The organism is Micromonospora sp. WMMC273 (assembly GCF_027460285.1).
In the GTDB taxonomy this organism is placed as follows: Bacteria; Actinomycetota; Actinomycetes; order Mycobacteriales; family Micromonosporaceae; genus Micromonospora; species Micromonospora aurantiaca.
The window spans coordinates 3,723,531-3,743,195 of the sequence record NZ_JAPZBE010000001.1 but is presented as its reverse complement, the minus strand read 5'-3'; the positions used below and the strand labels follow the sequence as shown (position 1 = coordinate 3,743,195).

Here is a 19,665-nt window from a genome sequence, read left to right as displayed (position 1 = left end):
GGTGCCCGCCCCGGCCGCCGTGACGGCCGGGGCGGGCGGCGGGTTACCGCCGGGGTACCGGCGCGGGGCGAGGTTCCGGCAGGGAACCGCCGGACGAGGTGGACACCGCCGCGTCGTACGCGAAGCGCGTCACCGACTCGCCGGTGCGCCGTTCCACCACCCGGCCGAGCAGGTCGTACGCGTAGTGCGTGACCTCGTCGGCCGCGTCGGTGTGCTCGACGAGCTGCCCGGCGGCGTCGTAGACGTACCGCTGGGTGCGGCCGTCGAAGTCGGTCTCGGACACCATCCGGCCGTTCGGGTCGTACGTGTAGCTCCACGTCGCGCCCGCCGGGTTGGTGACCCGGACCAGCCGCAGCTCGGTGTCGTACGCGTACTCGGTGCGGTTGCCCTCGTCGTCGATCTCGGCAGTGACCAGGTCGAACGCGCCGTACTCGCGGATCGTCCGGCGGCCGGTGGCGTCGACCCACTCGACCAGGTTGCCCTCGCCGTCGTAGAGGAACTCCTCGACCGAGCCGTCCGGGTTCTCCCGCCAGGCCAGGTCACCCTCCAGCGTCCAGCCGAACTCGGTGAGACCGGTGTCGTCCTGGATGCTGAACAGGCGGCCGAGCGCGTCGTAGACGTACTCCGTCTCGCCCTGACCGGTGCGCACCGCGGTGATCTGCCGGGCCGTGTCGTGCACGACGGCGGTCGGACCGACGTGGGTGGTCGTGCCCCGCCCGTCGGCGGCCGGCTGCTCGTACCGGACCACCTCACCGGAGGCGTCCACCTCCGCGATCAGCAGGCCGTCCGGGCCGAACTGGCGGTTGCGGGTGCTGCCGTCGAAGTCGGTCCAGGACACCGCGCGACCGAGTTCGTCGTACGTGGTGACGGACCGGCTGCCGTCCGGCCGGACGACAGCGACCAGCCGCCCGAGCGCGTCGTACTCGCTCGTGGTGGTGCGGCCCAGCGGGTCGGTCGTGGACCGCAGGCGGTACGCCTCGTCCCAGACGTTGCGCGTGGTCGCGCCGAGCGCGTCGGTCTCCGCGACCACCTGGAAGCGGTCGTTGAGCTCGTAGACGCGCGCCGCGCCGAGCGAGTCGGTCACCACCGTGCGGCCCGGCCGGTAGTCGAACCGGTAGCGCAGGTAGCCGCCCCTGCCGTCGGTGGCCACGCACCGCCCGGCCTCGTCGTAGGTGTACGTGTACCACTCGCCGTTGCGGTCCTCCCAGCGCACCAGCCGCCCGTCGGCGTACGTGAAGCGCTCGGGGTCGCCCGAGGAGTTCGTCACCTCGATCAGGTTGAGGTCGCCGTCGTAGCCGAACTGCGACGCCGCCATCAGGTCACCGGCCGCGTTGGGCAGGGAGACCATCGTGACCAGCCCGGCGGACGAGGTGAGCGCGATGGTGGCGCCGGTGGACGACAGCAGGTGCGTCGGCGTACCCCGGCGGTCGCGGTGGATCGTCCAGCGGACGCCGCCGTCGGTGACGTCGGTGAGCAGCGACTCGGTGTCCGACGCCGCGGCGAACAGCAGGCTGCGGCCGGACGTCGGATCGGTCAGCAGCCAGCCACCGCCGACCAGCCGGCGCAGCGGCAGCGTCCGGCCGGTCTCCGGCTGCGCCACTTCGCCCTCGGCGGGCAGCGGGTAGGTGAGCAGCGAGCCGTCGGCGGCCAGGTAGCGGACCTGCTCGCCGTCGACGATGATCCGCTGGTCCAGGGTGGAGGCCCAGGCCCGGCCGAACGACCGGCCCCACCGGTAGTCGGAGCGGTACGTCCGCTCCAGCGTGAGCCCCGGCATGACCGCGTCCGTGTGGGTGAGGATCATCCGGCCGGTGGTGACGTCGATCGGGTCGCCCACCGTCGGCGTCTGCGCGGTGGTCTTCGCCACCGCCTCCGGCGCCACACCGGCGAACGTCTCAGTGGTCGGCGAGAAGTCCGCCATGTCGACGTCGCTGTCGGCGTCGCGGACCGAGGCCATGTCCGTGTCGGAGTCGGCGTCGCGGACCGAGGCCATGTCCACGTCGCTGCCGGGTGCCGGGTCGCTGGTCCGGATGACGACGACCGAGCCGTCGGGGGAGATCGACGGAAGCGTGGCGAGCCCGGGGACCTGGGCGTCCTCGAAGGTGACCCGGCCCTGCCCGTCCTTCGACACGTTGATGACGTGCCCGACGGTCCCCGGACCACCGGGCCGCAGGCCGACGATCGCGGTGGTGCCGTTCGGCATGGCGCCGAGGGCCTCCATCAGACCGCGGATGCTGCCGACCTCGTCGACACTGCGGCCCGGGTACCGCTTCATGACCTCGCCGATCTCCATCGGCTGGGTCTGCGCCGGCACCTGGGTGACCGCGCCGGTCTGCCGGTACGCGTCGACGGCCAGGGTGAGGGGCACACAGTCGACGTTGGCGGCGACGCTGCCGGCGTCCCGATTGTCGTTGATCCGGCGCAGGTGGTCGCGGTCGACGGCGTTGAGCGTGCCCAGGTCCGCGTCCGTGGCGGCGGTGGCACCGTGCAGGTTGGCGGCCAGCACCCGCAGCGTCGACCCGTCGGTCAACGTGTACTCGTACGACAACTGGTCCCGGAACGAGTCGAGGATCCGGGCCTGCGTGTTCGGGTCGCCCTGCGCCGCCGTCAACTGGTCGGCGAGCGGCGTACGGAACGGGTCGGTGACCGGCGCGACGGCGCCCCGGACGTCGGCGGTGCCGGTCTGCGGGCCCTGGAAGCCGTACCGGGGATCGCCGTGGCGGCCGCGACGGCTGCTGCCGCCCCGGCGCTCCGGGCTGCGTGACCTGTCGCTGCGCGGCGCGACGGTCACGATCCGGGCGTTCGACGAACTCGCCGCCGGGGCCGGCGTGCCGGTGAACTCGGTCTCGGTGTAGTACGGGGCGGTGTCGGTGATCGCGTTGGGCCGCTGGCGCGGCATGATGCTCGCCACCGGGGGCCGGCTCTCGCGGGGCACGAACTCGTCGCCGGCGTATCCCGGCGCGGCCGGGGGGAACCACGACGGGATGTCGCGCCACTGGTCGGCGGCGTCCTGCCTGTGCTCGGCGTGCGCGATGTAGTCCAGCGCGATGGGCAGCGAGTTGACTTCCGACTCGTAGCCGCGGGCGTTCTCCGCGAAGCTCACGATCCGGGCGAAGTCCCGCCCGGCCTCGGACTCGATCTGGTCCAGCCGGATCTGGCCGCGCAGGTACCTGGCGATCTGGCTCGCGGTCCGCCGGCCGCCGCCGCGCTCCTCGGCGATGCGGTTGCCGAGGCCGATGTGCGTCCGCGTCACACCCCGTCGCGTGGTCGTGGTGGTGTTGTAGTAGTTCAGCGCGCCGACCAGCGGCTCGTTCTGGTGGCCGATCGCGTCCGACCGGACACCCGTGTAGGGCCGCGTGCCGATGTGCGGGAACACCGCTTCGCGGATCTCCTGGTAGCTCTGGAACGCGGCGGAGTTCGGATCCTGGAGGTCGGCCCGCGACGCCGGCGCGACGTCGTCGAACCACTGGCGGGCGTGATATCCGACGGCGCCGGCCGGGGTGGAGACCGGCGGCGGCGACGGCGTGTCGCGCATCCGGGTCTCGTACCGCAGGACCCGGCCGTGCTCGTCCAGGATGGCGACCTGCATCTGGAACGGCATGCCGTAGAGCGCGCTCGGCGGCGGCGGTGCCGCGTTCGCAGGCAGGCTGCTGGGCGTCTGGTCGGAGGGCGCGGCGAGCGCCGGTTCCACAGCGGCCAGCGGGTGCGGCGTGGTCGGAGCGGGCGTGCAACTGGTCAGGCCCAGCGGGTCGGCCACGGTCAGCGGGTCGCTCACGTACGCGGTCGGGTTCGGGCCGCCGGACAGGCCCAGCGGATCCGGGCTGACGTACCGGCCGGTGGCCGGGTCGTAGTAGCGGAACCGGTTGTAGTGCAGGCCGGTCTCGGCGTCGACGTACTGGCCGGGGAACGCAAGCGGCGTCGCGGTCCGGTCCGCGCCGCGTCCCCACAGGTCGCCCCGCGACCACCAGCGCAGCCCGCCGCCCGGCTCGACCAGGTGGGTCGGGGTGCCGATGGTGTCGGTGATCACCGCGCGGAGCGTGCCGTCGTCGGTCTGCGCGACCGGCACCGGCGCGTCCGGACGGTAGTCCCACGTGGTCGTCGTGGTGGCGCCGGCGGCGTCGCGGTGCGTCTGCTCCAGCATGAGGTCACCGGACCAGGCGAAGGACACCTCCTCCAGCACCCGGTCGTCGTCGCCGAGGCGCTGCTTGGCGATGCGCCGGCCGAAGCCGTCGTAGCGGTAGCGCCAGCGGTCGCCGCCGGGCGTGACGGCCAGCACCATCCGGTCCTCGGCGTCCCACTCGAAGCGCCACGCGCCCGCGTCGTCGACCCGGCCGGTGAGGCGGCCCTTCGCGTCGTAGGAGAACGACGCGTCGTCGGAGCGCACGAGCATGGTGCCGGTGAACTCCCAGCGCCCGCCGCCGGCGCCGACCAGGTTGCCGGCCTCGTCGTAGTCGTACCGCTGCGGGACGTCGCCGTCGACGGCCCGGATGCGGCCGGTGTCGTCGGCGGTGAAGGACTGGTCACCGGCGAGCGAGTCGGCGATGGCGGTGACCCGGTCGGCGGCGTCGTAGGTGTAGCTGCGCTCGGCGTCGTCGGCGATGTGCTGCCCGGTGAGCCGCCCGGCCGCGTCGAAGGTCTGCCGCAGCGCGACCAGGCCGCCGACGGTCCGGCCGATCTCCCGGCCGGCGTCGTCGTGGGTGAAGCCGAGCAGGTGCTCCCCGGCGGTCAGGCTCTCCGGGCGGCCGGCGGCGTCGAACGTCCACCGGCTCGACCGGCCCGACGGCGTGGTGCGCGCCGCGACCGCGCCGGAGTCGGTGTACGAGGTGTGCACCGTCCGGCCGTTGATCGTCTCGGACAGCACCCGGCCCTCGGCGTCGCGGGTGAACCGCACCTGCGCGTCCGGGCTGAGCACGGCTGCCACGTGGCCGTCGGCGTCGTACTCGACGCGGGTGACGGCGTCACCGACCCGGCGTTCGACGACCCGGCCCAGCGCGTCCCAGCGGTAGCGGGTGACGGTGTCGGCGGCGTCGGTGTGCGCGACCAGCCGGCCCGCCTCGTCGTGCTCGTAGCGTTGGGTACGGCCGTCGAAGTCGGTCTGCCCGCACAGGCGGCCGGCCGCGTCGTACTCGTAGCGCCACGTCCGGCCCGCCGGGTTCGTCACCCCGATGAGCCGTAGTTCCGTGTCGTACGTGAACTCGGTGCGGTTCCCCGCCTGATCCACCCGTGCCGTGGGCAGATCGAAGGGGCCGTACTCGAAGCTCACCGCCCTTCCTGATGCGTCGATGACGTCCACCAGATTCCCTTCACCGTCGTAGAACCACCGTTGCGTGGAGCCGTCCGGGCGGACCCGCCACGCGAGATCCCCCTCGGCGGTCCAGCCGTACGTCGTGACCGCGCCGTCCGGGTCCCGGGTCGCCCGGACCCGTCCGAGCGCGTCGAACTCGATGTCGTCCGCGTGCGCGGGCGGGCGCGGCGGGACCGGGTGGGTCGAGCCGTCCGGGAGCGTGAGCGTGCGCGCGTCGTGGTCTAGCCGGGTGACGCGACCGAGCGGGTCCGTGCGCGACAGCAGCCGGTGCGCCGCGTCCCACTCCTGCCGGACCGTGGCGCCCAGCGGGTCGACGATCGCGGTGACCAGCCGGCGCTCGTCGAACTCGTACCGGGTCACCCGGCCCAGCGAGTTCGTCACGTGCGTGACGCCGTCGCCGTAGCGCAGCGAGTAGCGCAGGACGTCACCGCCGCCGCCGGCCCGGACGCAGCGGCCCGCCTCGTCGTAGTGGTATCCGAACCACTCGCCGTTGCGGTCCTGCCAGCGCACGAGCCGGCCCGCCTCGTCGTAGCGCAGCCGCGTCTCGTGACCGGAGGAGTTGCGGACCTCGACCAGGCGCCGCCGCTCGTCGTACCCGAAGGCGGGGAGGTGGACCGTGTCGCCCGCGGCGCGGACGTGCGCGCCGACGACCAGGCCGCCGGCCAGGTGCGGCACCACCACGAGGCCGGACGCGGAGAGCAGCAGTTCGGGCGTGCCGTCGCCGGAGCGTTCGATCCGCCACCCGGTGCGGTCGGTCACCACGTCGGTGAGCCAGGAGTCGCCGTGCGCGTCGGCGGGCGCGAACAGCAGCGACCGGCCCGGCTCGGTGAGCAGCCAGCCGCCGCCGGCCAGCCGGCGCAGCGGCCCGCCCGGTCCGGCGACCGGCAGCGCCTCGTCGCCCTCGGCCGGTATCGGGTACGTGTGGATCGAGCCGTCGGCGGCCAGGAACCGCGCGTACGTGTCGTCGGTGACGACGCGCTGGTCCAGCGTGGACGCCCAGGTCGGGCCGAAGCAGCGGCCCCAGAGGTAGTCGGAGCGGTGGGTCCGTTCCAGGGTGAGCCCCGGCAGGCGGGCGTCGACCTCGGTGTAGAGGACCCGGCCGGTGGTGACGTCGACCGGATCGCCGACCACGGGGGCCTGCGCGGTGGGCGTCGCCACCTCGGCGGCGCGCACGTCCACCGGCGGGGCCGGGGCCGGTGGTGGCGGGGCCACCTCGGCCTCGTGCGCACGGTAGGCGTCCCACCAGGCGTTCTCGGCGTCCGTCAGGGCCAGCTCGGCAGCGGCGACGGCATCCGGGTCCGCGTCGGCCCGGGAGGTCAGCCCGTCCAGGCGGGCCGCCGCGGCGGACAGCTTCTTCGCCGCGTCGGCGACGGCGAGCGCCGACGTACGCAGACCCGGAGGGAGATCCCGGCCGGTGACGTCCCGGGCCGCCGCCTCGTCCAGCCGGACCACGAAGCCGCCGGGCACTCTGACCTCCGTGCCGGCCCGGTGCCTGCCGGCCGCGTCGCGGGAACGCGCGACGAAACGGAACTCGACGTCGTACTCGACAGCCGCGGTGAGCTTGTCGTCCGGGTCGGCGCGCCGGGCCGGCTTGCCGGTCGCGCTGACCGAGACCTTGCCCTCGTCCTTCACCTGGGCGCCCGGGTCGGTCCGGTAGAGCTGCTGCTCGACCAGCGTGGCCGCGTTGACGGCGGCGAACTCCTGCCGCTCGCCCACAGCGCTCGCACCGCCCGGATGGCCGACGCCGCCGACGACGAGCGGCCCGGCCGTCTTCAGCGCGAACGAACGGCCCGCGGTCTGCTCGTACTCGGTGTCCGCGGCGCGTTTCGCCGAGCCGCCGATCTTCACCGTGGCGTCCGCGCGCAGGAGCTTCGGGCGGGCCACCAGGCGGGCGTCGAGGAACAGGTCGCGGCCCGGTCCGGCCGGCATCGGCAGCGGGTACGCGCCGTTCAGCATCGCCGGCAGCGCCTTGATCCGGCTCACCGTCAGCGTGTCGCGCAGGGCCGCGTCGACGTCCCGGCCGGGTGCGGCGCCGGAGGCGACGAGCGCCTGCCGCGCCGCGTCGTGCAGGTCGGACAGGTCGACGAGGACGTCCTCGACGGCGTACCGGCCCGGCTCGGGCAGCCGGTCGAACCCGGCCTCCTCGCGCCACCGCCGCCGGCCCTCGTCGGTGGTCTGCCCGGCAGCGACCGGTGTGACCGGGCCCGACGTGGCCAGCTCCCGGCCCTCGGTCGCCGAGTACGTGGTGACGTCGTGGACCGCGTGGACCGACACGCCGCCCTCGGGCAGCCCGCGCCCGGTGACAGTGACGGTGAGGCGGACCGGCCCGCGGTACGTGGGCACCGGGCCGGAGACGGTCAGCGACTGCTCGTACGTGCGGGCGGTGCGTTCGATCGCCTTGGTGGCCCGGTTGCCGACGGCGGCGGTGCCGGTCAGGCCGGCGGCGACGGTGCCGGAGGCCGGGCCGTGCCCGGTGGTGCGGGTGGCGTCGTCCTGGACCCGGTCGGTCTCGGTGCCCTGTGCCCGCCCCGTCAGCGTGACCTGCGCCGCCGTCTGCGAGGTGGTACGGGTATGCGCCTCGCCGACCACCGTGCGGTCGGTGACGGACAGATCGTCGACCAGGTCGATGCCGGTGAAGCTCGGCTCGCCGACCGGCTCGGCGGTGAGCGTGACGTGGTACGTGGCACCCCGGAACCGCCGCTCCAGCCGTACCGTCCCGCTCCGGCCGCCGTTCAGGGCGTCGGCCAGGTGCAGGTGGGCGGCGCCGAGGAAGCCGGTGCTGCCGAGCCCTCGGATCGGGTCGTCCGGGCCGCGGTCCCGGGCGGGCGGCAGGATCGCCCGGGCGAGTTCCTCGCTCGACGCGCGGGCCAGGGCACGCCGCAGGTGCGGGATGCGGTCGGTGAGGTCGACGTGGGTGGTGACGCCGCCGATGCCGAGGGACCGTGCCGGTCCGGGCCGGAACTCCGGTTGTGCCGCGTGGGCCGGTGCGCCGGGTTCGGCGGCGTCCTCGTTCTGCCGCTGCTGCGCCTCGCGCACCAGGTCGCGTTCCCGCTGCTGGTGCTCGGCCTGCTCGGCGCGCTCCTGATCCTGCTTCGCCAGCAGCGCGGCCATGTCCGCGTCGTGCTGCGCGGCCAGCTCGTCGCGTTCGTGCTGGTGGGCGGGGCCGGCGTCCGGGGTGACGTGCTGCCGCCGCAGCAGGCTCGCCAGTTCCGTGGCCTGTTCGCTCCTGAGCCGGGCGACCTGCTCGCGCTGGCCGGCGCGGAGCGTCTCGGTGTTCTCGGCGTGCCGCAGGTGCAGCCGCACGTCGGCGGTGCCGTGCCGGCGGGCACGGTCGCGGTCCTGGAGTCGCTTCAGCTCCGCCGGGGTCATCCGCATGACGACCGCGCCGGGCAGGGTGAGCCGCCGGCCGGCCCGCCGGGCCGGTGTGCCGGGCCAGCGGCCCAGCGGACGCAGGTTGCTGTCGTGGCGGGCTTCGGCGACCACCTCGGCCTCGACGTCCACCCGTACCAGCAGCTCACGTTCGGCCCGGCCGCCGCCGAGGCGCAGCTTGGAGACCCCGGAGGCGCTGCGCTCGCTGATCCGGCCCCACGCCCGCCGCCACGGCGTGACGGACAGGATGACCGCGCCGCCGGACCGGCCGGTGCTGCCGCCGTGGTCGGCGACCGGCCCGCTGCCCGACGCGACGCCGGTCGCGGAGACGCTTAGTTCGACCGCGCGCGCGTGAGTGGTCTTGCGGGCGGTGCCGCTGGCAAAGGTCCGCTTGACGCGGGCGAACTCGGCGCCGTCGAGCACCGTCGGGTTGGTCGGGCGCAGCCGTACCCGCACGTCGGCGCGGGCGTCGGCGGCCCGGCGGCCGTGCCACAGGTTGCTCAGCGCCAGCGGGCGGCTGAACAGCTCGGCGTCACCGGTGAGGCGCTCGGGTGACAGCTCGTCGGCGATCACCGTGGAGATCAGGCCGTCCTCGGCGGCGTAGATGTCGTCCCGGGCGGCCTCGCGCAGCGTCTCGGCCACTGCCTCCTGCAACCGGTCGGCGCCGACGAACGACTCCACCCGGCGTCCGTCGAGGTCGTGCGGCCCGCCGGTCATCCGGCTCAGCGGCGGCGGGTACGCCATGCTCTCCACGTCGCGGGGGACCGGGCTGGGCTCGGCGTCCGGGCGCTGCCGGGACACGCGCGTCTCCGGCACGAGCATGCGCACGTCGAGGCGGTCCGTCCGGGGCCGGGTCTCGGACGCGGCGACGACGGCGGGCACCCCCCGGCCGTACGCCCCGAACGACAGCTGCCGTCCCGCCTGGTTGACCCGCACCGTGGACCGGGTGCTGACGGTGAGATCGAGGGTGGCGGCGAACTCGCGCAGCCGTACCTCAGCCGGTTTGCCCTCGTCGTCGAGCGCCGGTCCGTGGTCGCTCTCGGTGGACTGCCCGCCGGTGACGGCGCTCTCGTCGGTGGTGCCCCAGCTGAACGCGGCGCGCGGGCCGCCGAGCAGCGTCGACGCGGCCTGACCGAGCGGGCCCAGGACGCGGGGCTCCAGGCTCAGCTCGACCGACCGGCTGTCGTCGCGGGCGCTGGTCACCGTCGACCTGGCGGTGCGCTTGTCGGCGGTGCCGATCTTGTCGTGGCCGAGCAGGTCGCCGTCGGACACGTCGCGGAGGCTGCCCTGGACGGTCACCACTGTGACGTGGTCGTGGAACGTGCCGGTGCGGATCAGCGGGATCTTCAGCCCGGGCCCGACGATCCGGTCCGCCAGGTGGCGCAACTGGTCTGGGGAGAGCTGGGTCCGCAGGTCCGTGCCCCGGTTCAGCGCGGCCTGGATCTCGGGGGTCAGCCCGTCGGCGAGCTGCGCGTCGCCGAAGTGCCGCAGCATCTCGTCGCGGGTGGCCAGGCGGAACCGGTCGTGGCCGGGCACCGACCGAACCGCGTCGGCGACCGTCTCGTACAGGCCCCGGTCGCCGACCCGGGTCAGGTACGCGCCGCCGAACGACTCGCCCCGCTCGATGCGTGCCGGTGCGAAGTGGGTCCGGTCGGCGCCGTGCCGTCCGCGCCACTCCCGGCCGTCGGGGTCGAGGGCGGTGCCGGGCAGCCGGTCGCCGGTGGTCCACTGGAGCGCGTCGACGGAACCGGACAGCATCCGCGGCGCGCGGCCCAGGACGCGCACCTGGACGCCGTACTCGACCCGGTAGCGGACGCCCGGCGCGGTGCCGGTCACCGTCTGCTTGCCGCCGGTCCGCTCGGCGATCGTCCGGGTGGCGCCACGCTCCCGGCCGCCGCCGATCCGCGGCCCGACGATCAGGCTCAGCGGCGCGGTGTCCACACCCGCGCCGACGAGGCCCCACAGGCCGAACGGCCGCTTGGTGGCGGCGGCGCTGGTGCTCTCGGCGCCGAGCGCGGACGTGTCGACGTGCGTGAGCCCGTCGACCCGCTCCACCTCCTCGACGCGCCGGGCGACCAGGCGGACCTCGACCTGCCGGGCGCGGCCCGGGAAGAACCGCCGCCAGCCGCGGCGCGCGGCGCGCGGCAGCGAACCCGACCGCAACCAGCCGTCGTGGACGTTCGCCGGATCGGTGACCACCATCGTGGGCAGGCTGCCGGAGAACGCCGCGTCGCTGAGCAGCTTCTGCATCACCGGGCGGCCGGGTGCGCCGATCCGCACGAGGTCGGCCATGCCGTCCTCGGCGAGGATCGCCTCCACCTGGTCGAAGAACGTGGCGCCGGGATCGGCCGGCCGGGTCCGGACGCTCTCCACCCCGAACCGGCCCGGCACCGGCGCGTCGAGCGCACGGTCCGCGGCGGCCGGCGCTGTCGCGTCCGCCGTCCGCAACCCCGTGTGTACGGCGAGAGCGACGGTGCCCGACGTCTCGACCGGGTCGACGGCGGGACGGCCGGGCCGCACGAGCCTGGCGACGAACCGGATCGGCACCGTCACCTCGGTCAGCCCGGTGACCTTGACCGTGGTGGTGGACGTGTAGGTGTCCTTGCGGTCGGCGGAGTGCTCGGTGACCGGTGCCGTCGGCACCGAGCCGCCGACGCCGACGACGACACCGGGCATCGCGGTGACTGTCACCTTCGGCTCGACCCGCCGGTCCCGGTTGTGGCGCAGCTTGTGGGTGAGGTTCTCCCGGTTCTTGGCGGTGACCTTGCGCGGGTCGTCGTGGGCCCGGTCCACTGTGAGCGCGTCCCAGTCGAGGACGGCGGTGACCCGCAGCTCCGCCGGGCGCCCGTCGATCGTCACCGGGTACGGGCGGCCCTCGCCGAGGAACTGGTCCACGTCGTCGCGGCTGTCCGCCTCCACGGTGGCGACCACGTCGTCGGACAGGCCGGGGTCGAGGGTCCGCAGCGCCGCGCCGAGCGTCGCGTTCTCGGTGGCGCGCAACTGTTCGGCGAGGCCGAGGGTGCGGCTGTCCCGCAGGTACGACGGCAGGCCCCGGCGTACCGCGTCGGGCGACGGCAGCGGCGCAGTGGTCCCGGTGGCCGACGACGTGCCGGTCCCACCCTCTGTGGTCTCCCGGGCGGCGGTCTCCTCCGCGGTGGTCTCTCGTGCGCTGTCCCTCTCGGCGCTGGTGCCCTCCGCGGTGGTGGTCTCGGCCGCGGTGCTGTCCTCGTCGGCCGACCGGGTGGCCGGGGTGTCGGTCGGCGGGTTCGCCGGGTCGTCGGGCGTGCCGGGGCCGTCGTCGCTGTCGTGGACGCCGCTGCTCTCATCGCCGTCGCGGACGCCGTCGCCGTCGTGCTCGCCGAGGCCGGCGAAGCCGCCGAAGTCGTCGTCGCCGAACAGGTCGAAGCCGCCGGAGTCGCTGCCGTCGTCGGATTCGTTGTCGTCGTCGGTATCGCTCGTCGAGGTCGTCGACGCCGGCACGTGGGGCGCGTAGGTGACGTGGCCCGCCGGGTCGATCGTGCGGACCAGTTCCAGCCGGCCCCGCGGCTTGGCGCCGACCACCGGGTGGTCGCGCGGCGGCCCGCCCTGGTCGTCGTACACGATCAGGTGCACCTGGGTGCCGCGGGCGGCGGCGAACTCGACCACGTCGTGCGCGTTGGCGATGCGCTGCCGCTCGGCGTCGTCGATCGGCGTGTCGCGGCGTTGCGGTCCGGGGTCGGGGGCGAGCACGGCCCGGACGAAATGGCCGTTGTCGTACGGGTTGCGCTGCCGCATCGCCGCGGCCTCGTCGAGGCTCATCGTGTCCCGGCCGGCGTGCAGTGTGCTCGTCCGCAGGGCGTCCGCGTCGCTCCCGGGCAGGCCGCCGGCGATCGCGTCGTAGAGGGACCCCGGTTGCCGGCCGAGCCCGCCACGGTCGGCGACGGCGGTGGCGGCGGCGAACTCCTGCTGGATGGTTCCGGGGTCGTTCGACGTCGCGACGAGGTGCGCGGCGACGAGGCGCTGGCTGTTCGGCAGGCCGACGGTCCGGGCCGGCCGCGCCGGGTCCAGGTCGGGATCGACCTCGGGCGGGACGTCCGGCGCCGGGGCGGTGTCCGGCGCCGGCAGCGAGACGGCGGTGACGTACCTGTTATGTGGTTGCGCGCCGAGCTGCCGCAGCTGCTGCGGCGTGAGCGTCTGCTGCCACGTCCACGACGGGCCGGGCACCAGGTCGGTGGGCGCGGCGAACGGCTTCGGGGCGGCGACGGCGGGCTTGCGCAGTTCGGCCCGGTACTCCTTGAAGCCGGTGCCCTCGGTGTAGAACAGCTGCCGGTTGACGTTCGTCGGCACGGCGTGCGACTGCGGCAGGAAGTTGCCGACTGCGAAGTCGGCCGCGAGCCGGGACAGGTCGGTGGGCGTGGCGGCGCCCACGAAGTCCGTCATGAACGCCAGGTCCCGGTCGGGATGCCTGTTGTTCTGCGACTCGACCTGGACGTCGACGGCGAGGACGTCCGCGGGGAGGCCGGCCGGTGTCGCCGCGCCGTGGGCGACGGCCAGCTCCTCGCCGTACGCCTGGTGCAGGCTCTCGGCCAGCAGGAGGAACTCCGCGCCCGCGTCGCCGAACCGGACCTCGGGCCGGCCCAGGGTGAGCAGGCCGTCGACGAACAGGTTCGGCTCCGGCGAGTACGGCAGCATCGGGTGGACCCTCGCCTGCCGGTCCCGGGAGCGCATGTCCTCGTCCACGGCTGTGGTGAAGTCCCGGACGAACGCGTCCCGGCCCGCCTGCGTGTCGAGCTTGGCGAGGCCGTTGCGCACGGCGGCCAGCTTCTGCTGCTCGGTCGTGCGTTCGCTGCCCGCAGGGAGGTCGTCCATCCTCGCCTGGTGGTCGCGTGCGCGTCGCTCCAGCCGCTCCCGGGTACGCCGGACCAGCTCCGCGGTGTCGCCGACACGGTAACCGCCGGAGATCATCAAAGGGCGGGCCGGTGGCTCGTCCTGCGGTCCGGCCGACTCCGGGTCGAAACGGGTCCGGCGGTCGATGCGGTCGAACACGTGGGTGCCGTCGGCCGTCGTCCGTGCACCCCTGTCGAAGTCCTGGATCGACACGTACGGGTAGCGCCGGGCGTCGCCGTCGGGGCCGCCCTGGGCGAGTCCCTGGATCGCGGCGACCGTGTCGGGGTCGCGGAGCACCTGGTTGCGGGTGCGGCCGTACGGGAACTTGTCGTTCTTCGTCCCGACCGCGTAGCCGTTGACAGCCACCGGCACGTCGAGGTCCTCGGCGAGCCGGGCGGCCCGGGCGACCGCGTCCCGGAAGGCGAGGTCGGGCACCTCGGCGGTGGTGTTGACGCCGAAGACGAACGCGACTGTGGTGCCCGGGGCGAGCCCTTCGGTGACGGCGCGGACCACCTCGGGGATCTGGTCGACGTCGTCGGCGGGCAGCATCGAGTTGACGACGAACCCGATGGGCGCGCCGTCGTCCTTGAGGTCGGCCGTCTCCTGCCGGTAGTTGCCCGGGCCGACGTCGCGGGTGTGCCGGGTCAGCTCGTCGAACCGCGCGTTGCGGCCGCCGGGCACCCGTACGGGCTGGAAGCGGACCGGCCGCGCGCGGGGCGGCAACCCGCCACGGTCGGGCGAGAGCACGTCGCGCTGCTGACCGGCGATCCGGTGGACGTTGCGCGCCAGCAACAGTGGATCGTTGCCGGGCTGCCGCGTGGTGGTCGCCATCAGCGAGTTGTCGCCCTTGACGAAGGTGCCGTCCAGGGCGCGGTCCGCCACCGAGTACTCGTCGCGCAGACCGAGGAAGTGCCCGATCTCGTGCGCGAGGTCGAGGTCGGAGGAGTGCGTCGACCAGGCGGTCTGGGTGGTCGGTGCCGGGGTGCCGTGCAGCGCCACGACGGCGTGCGCCTCGCCCGGCCGGGTCACGAACTCCACTGTGACGTTGAGCTGATCGGCGCCGATCCGGAAGCCCTGGTTGTAGATCGCGTCGACCGCGTCGCGTACCCGGGTCTCCACGTCCGGCCGGGCATCCGCCGCCGCGTCGTCCCGGGCGTCCAGGAAGACCTTGACCGTGAAGTCCTGCACGTTGCGGTCGCCGAGGTCCAGCACCCGATGGTCGTACGCGATGCGGTTGTCGACCGCGTCGAGGCGCGGGCGGGGCCGGTCGCCCGCCGGAACGGTCAGGCCGGCCTGCTCGTACGAGCGCGCGACCACGTCGGGCACGCGGGTGTCGGGATGGAGCCCGCGGTCGATGACGTCGTACGCGCTGGTGTTCGCGATCCGCCGCGGCGCGGTGTCGTGCTGTTCGGCGCGGGCCTGGGCGATCTCGTCGCGGGTCTTGGGCGTGGGGAACCCGTCCGGCAGGACTCCCGGGACGCGCAGGGTGTTGTCGGCCGGGGGAGCGCCGGGCGCGGCGTCGGTGCGCGGGCGGGCGTCCGGGTCCAGCGGCAGGCCGGTGACCGTGGCGAGGGCCTGGTCGACCTGGTCGGAGCCGGTCTGGCCGAGGGCGTCCCGCCACCCGTCGAAGTACGTGCGGACACCGCCGTCGTCGTCCTGGACGAAGTCCCGCACCGTCGCGGGATCACCGCCGCTGCGCAGGTACTCCGACGCGTTCACGAGCAGGTCGTGGCCGTCCTGGGGGAACGACGCGGGCTCGTGATCCCACGGCCGGGTGTCACCCGCGGACCCGGTCACGGAGAGCGTGGGCTTGCCCGCCGTGAGCGCTTCCTGCCACGTGTTCGCGCCCTCGGTGACCACGAGCGTGGCGCGGTTCTGGAGCCCGGCCATCTGTTCAGGTGTGACGCGGGGCAGCGCGGCGACGTGGACGCCGGCATTGCTCGTGGTGAGGGCTCGCTTGTCGTTGCCGAGGACCAGGACGACGGTCTTCCGGTCGGGCCGGGCCGCGGCGGCCAGCCGGTCGACGACCTCCTGGTGCGGGGGCGTGTCAGGCGTGTCGCCGTAGTAGACGAGCACCACGTCGGTGGCGTGGTCGTCGACCACTGCCGCGAGGTCGTCGGCTCCGGGAATGCCGGTGGCGGTGATGACGTCCCGGGCGGGCGGCGGATCGGCGGGCGGCGGGCGGCGGTAGGCCGGGACCCCGGTCGAGGCCCGGTCGAGATCCGTGATCGTCCCGTCGGCGCTGCGGACCTGCCGGGGGAACTGGTCCCACAGGAACGGCTGGAGCGTGACGACGTCGTGGTCCCGGCCGCCGGCGGCGTCGCGCAGCGGACCGGCCCACGCCTGCTGGAACCACTCCTGCTTCTGCTCCGCGGTCCACTCCGAGCCGTCGTCGTTCTTCGGTACGTCGACGGCCGGAAGCACGGTCAGCACGTCGCCCTCGGGGAGCAGGCTGGTGGCGAGCTCGTCCATGCGCAGGCTCTGGGTGTTGCCCTGCTCGCGGATCTTCTTCTCCCGGAACTCCTTCTGCCGGTCCACCTGCCACGCCTTGGCCCGTGGCGCGCCGGGCCAGTCCGTCGTCTTCCAGGCTTCCTCCCGCGTGCCCTGCGGCCCCTGCGGTCGCATGACGACGTCCATCCCGCCGCGGTGGCCGGTCCACTCCCGGTGGAACAGGTCGTACGAGCCCGCCGGGGTCTCGAACTCCTGCTGCCGGCCGAGCTGCTCGGCGTAGTAGGGCGTCTTGTTGCCGGGATAGGTCAACACGACCGTGCCTCGGTAGCCGGTGGCGGCCAGCCCGTCGAGCATCGCGACCGTCGCGGCCTGGTGGCCCAGACCGGGCGACCCCTGATCCACGACGTGCACGACGCCGTACTTCTCGTTCAGCCTCTGGCCGACCGGGGTGGGCGAGGGCCTCGGGTCGCGGTGCCGCAGCGTGGCGGGTGAGAGGTCCGTCGGGGTCAGGTCGACGGCCTGGGTCGTGGGACCGGCCGACGGCGGTGGCGCCACGCCGGGTGGTGGCGGCATGCCCGGCGGTGGTGGTGGTGGGAGCATGCCCGTCATGCCGGGCGGTGGTGGCGGTGGTGGCGGCATGCTCGTCATGCCGGGCGGTGGTGGCGGTGGTGGCGGGGCCGGGGCCGGGGCGCGGGACGGAATCTGCGGGTTCGGACGCGGGTCCGGCGTCCGGTCGTGCGACGTCCGCGGGGACGGCAGGTCGCGTACCGGGCCGGCGGTCAGCGCGGCGTCGTGGATCGTCGCCAGATCCTGCGGAGTGAGATAGTCCGTCGGCCCGGTCGAGGTGGCCGCCTGCTGCGACGACGTCGGCAGCGTGTCGACCTCGACACCCATGACCCCCGGCCGGTTCACTGTGGTGAACAGGTGCTCGGGGGCCTGGTGACCCTCCTTGGCGCCGAGGTAGTGCATCACCTCGTGCACCATCACCGGGAGGCGGTCCCCGGTGTTCCACAGGTGCTGGTCGGTGCTCACCCCGGTCTCCGAGGTCACCTCGACCGGCGGGTTGCGGCGTGGATCCGCCTGCCAGTCGCGGGTCATGCCGTCGCGCCACGGCGGCGTGTCGACGACCAGGTCGATGTGCAGCAGCCGGCCGTCGGGCAGCGTGTACCGGCCGTTGACCATCTCGTCGACGGTGCGCTGCACCGCCGCCGCGAAGTCCCGCAACTCCCGGGGGGACATCCGGTCGTTCCTCGAGACCAGATCCAGGTGTACGTCGAACGACCGGTAGTCCCTGCCGTCGGCGGTGAACTCCCGGGTGGTGAAGTCGATCGTCGTGATCTCGCCACGCAGCAGGTGCGTGCCGGGGACGACGGTGTCCTTCCAGGGCACGTACCGTTCGGTGCGCAGCCGTTTCGGCTCCGCGCCCGCCTTGGCCTGCCGGAACTGCGGGCTCGGCTCGGCCCGGGTATGTGCGGAAGGGTCCGCGACGGCGAGCGGCGGCGCCTGCACACCTCGCGACCCGTCCGGCGTCGATTCGGCGGTGTCGTCCCGCGCGGCCGTCGGTCCGTCCGGCGTCGGCGCGGTGTCGACGGCTCCCGCGACCGCCTGCTCCAGTGGGGACGGCGTGCCGACACTCGGATCGACGGCCGGGGAGGTGACCACGGCCGGAGCGTCGACCGAGATGCCGTCGACGGGCGCCATCGGTGGTGGGGGTGCGGCGCCGACGACGTCGCGTGCGGGAGCGATCGGCTGGCCGCTGGTGGCCGAACCCGACGACGGCGTACCGGTGGTCGATGTGCTCGTGGTCGACGTGCTCGTAGACGGCATGCCGGTGCCGGCACTCGGTGTGCCGGTGCTCGGTGTGGCCGTGCCCGGCGTGGTGGTTGTCGGTGTGCCTGCGCTCGGCGTGGCGGTGGACGGTGCGGGACCGGCCGGGACGGCCACCGGGTCGGCAGTGGTGGCGGGCGAGGTCACGGGTGCCGGGGTGTCGACACCGGCTGTTCCGCCGCTCGACGTTGGAGTGTCGAACCCGGGGAGCCCGCCGCCGTAGGGCGCGGCGACGTCGGCGCCTGCCGCCGGGATGCCGGTCGCGGGCGTACCGGTGCCGGCGCTCGCCGGGTTGCCGCCCGGCGTACCCGTCGAATCGGCGCGCGGGGCCTCGCCGCCTGCGGCCGGGCCTGGCCCGCTCGTCGTCTGACCTCCGACGCCGTCGGGGCTCGTGCTGCCGTTGGGTACGCCCGCCTGCGACCCGTCGCGGACCTGACCACCGGCGGTCTGACCATCCGCGGCTGGACCTCCCGCGGTCTGACCTCCTGCGGTTGAACCTCCTGCGGTTGGACCTCCCGCGGTTGGACCTCCCGCGGTTGGACCTCCCGCGGTTGGACCTCCTGCGGTTGGACCTCCCGCGGTTGGACCTCCCGCGTTCTGAGCGCCAGCGGTTTGACCGCCGGGAGTCTGAGCGCCCGCGGTCTGGCCCCCGGGAGGCTGGCTGCCCGTGGTGGTGTTTCCGGCGCTGCCCTGACCGGTGCCCTGGTTGCCCGGACCTTGGTCCCCAGAGCCCTGATGCGCAGGCCCCTGCCCCCCGGTCTCGCCTGGGCCGGACCCCTGACCGGAACTGCCTCCGGCAGCCGGGCCGCCCGAGGGCTGCGGACCCGGGCCGCCGCCCTGACCGCCGCCCGGGCCGGCGGAGGAGCCGACGGGTGGGGGAACTGGTGGTCCGTCCACGGACGTGGGCGGAGGCGTGGGCGCGGTGGTCGTGAGGTTGTTCGTCTCGATCGTCGGCGGTGGCGCACCGGCACCGGCACCCGGGCCGTAGCTCTGGCCGACCACTGTGGCGTAGTGGTGAGCCATCCCGCCGATCATCGACGAGCTCATGGTGGCCCACGGGTTGAAGCCGCCGCCGCCGACCATCATGGTGAACAGGCCCTCGAACAGCGTCTCGGCGAGCGCCGACAGCCCTTCCCGCGACAGCACGTTGTTGTTGATCTTCGGGAAGAACTTGCCGCCGATCATCTGCACGCCGCTGACGCCGGCCCCGATGAAGGCGCCGCCGGCGAACGCGATCGCCAGGTCCTTGTAGTCGAGGGACTTGCGGTTGCCCTCGATGATCTGCGTGACCTGGGCGGCGGCGCTCTGCCAGAGTTCCTCCAGGCCCTCCTGGAACGCCTCCCAGGCCAGCCGCATCAGCATGTTCCGTAGCCGCTGGCGGAACAGGCTGATCAACGCTCCGACGATCTCCTGACCGATCTTGATCAGTGCCGGCACCGCCGCCGCGCCGAAGCCCGAGGCCAGCGCGATGGCGATCTCGACGACCTGCGTGAAGGCCGCGATGACGATGTTGTACTGGGTGTTCTCCGAGTCCAGCGCGAAGTTGTAGGCCGAGCCGCCCAGCGCCAGCGCGATGTTGCCGCCGGCCGGCACGTTCTTGGTGATCCCGACCTGGTACTGCTGGAACGCGTCCATCGCCGGGCCGGACAGGCTCCCGGCCAGCCCGTAGCCGAGGTTGGCGGTCGCGCCCATCCCGTTGAGGATGGTGCTGCTGAGCGCGTACAGCTCGTCGCCCATGGCCCGCAGGGCGGCGGGGTCGGCCTTCGGATACTCCTCGCCGACGGCGACGAGGATCAGGTCGTACGCCCACTGCCACTGCGGGTCGTTGGGGATGTGGAAGTCGGGCATGT

1 protein-coding gene is annotated in these 19,665 nt (G+C 74.1%); it reads right to left on the bottom strand.

Going from position 1 to position 19,665, the window contains the following annotated elements:
• Positions 1–43: 43 nt before the first annotated feature.
• Positions 44–19,663, bottom strand: coding sequence for a DUF6531 domain-containing protein (locus O7611_RS17305; protein ID WP_269697220.1), 19,620 nt, complete (start codon positions 19,661–19,663; stop codon positions 44–46).
• Positions 19,664–19,665: the final 2 nt, after the last annotated feature.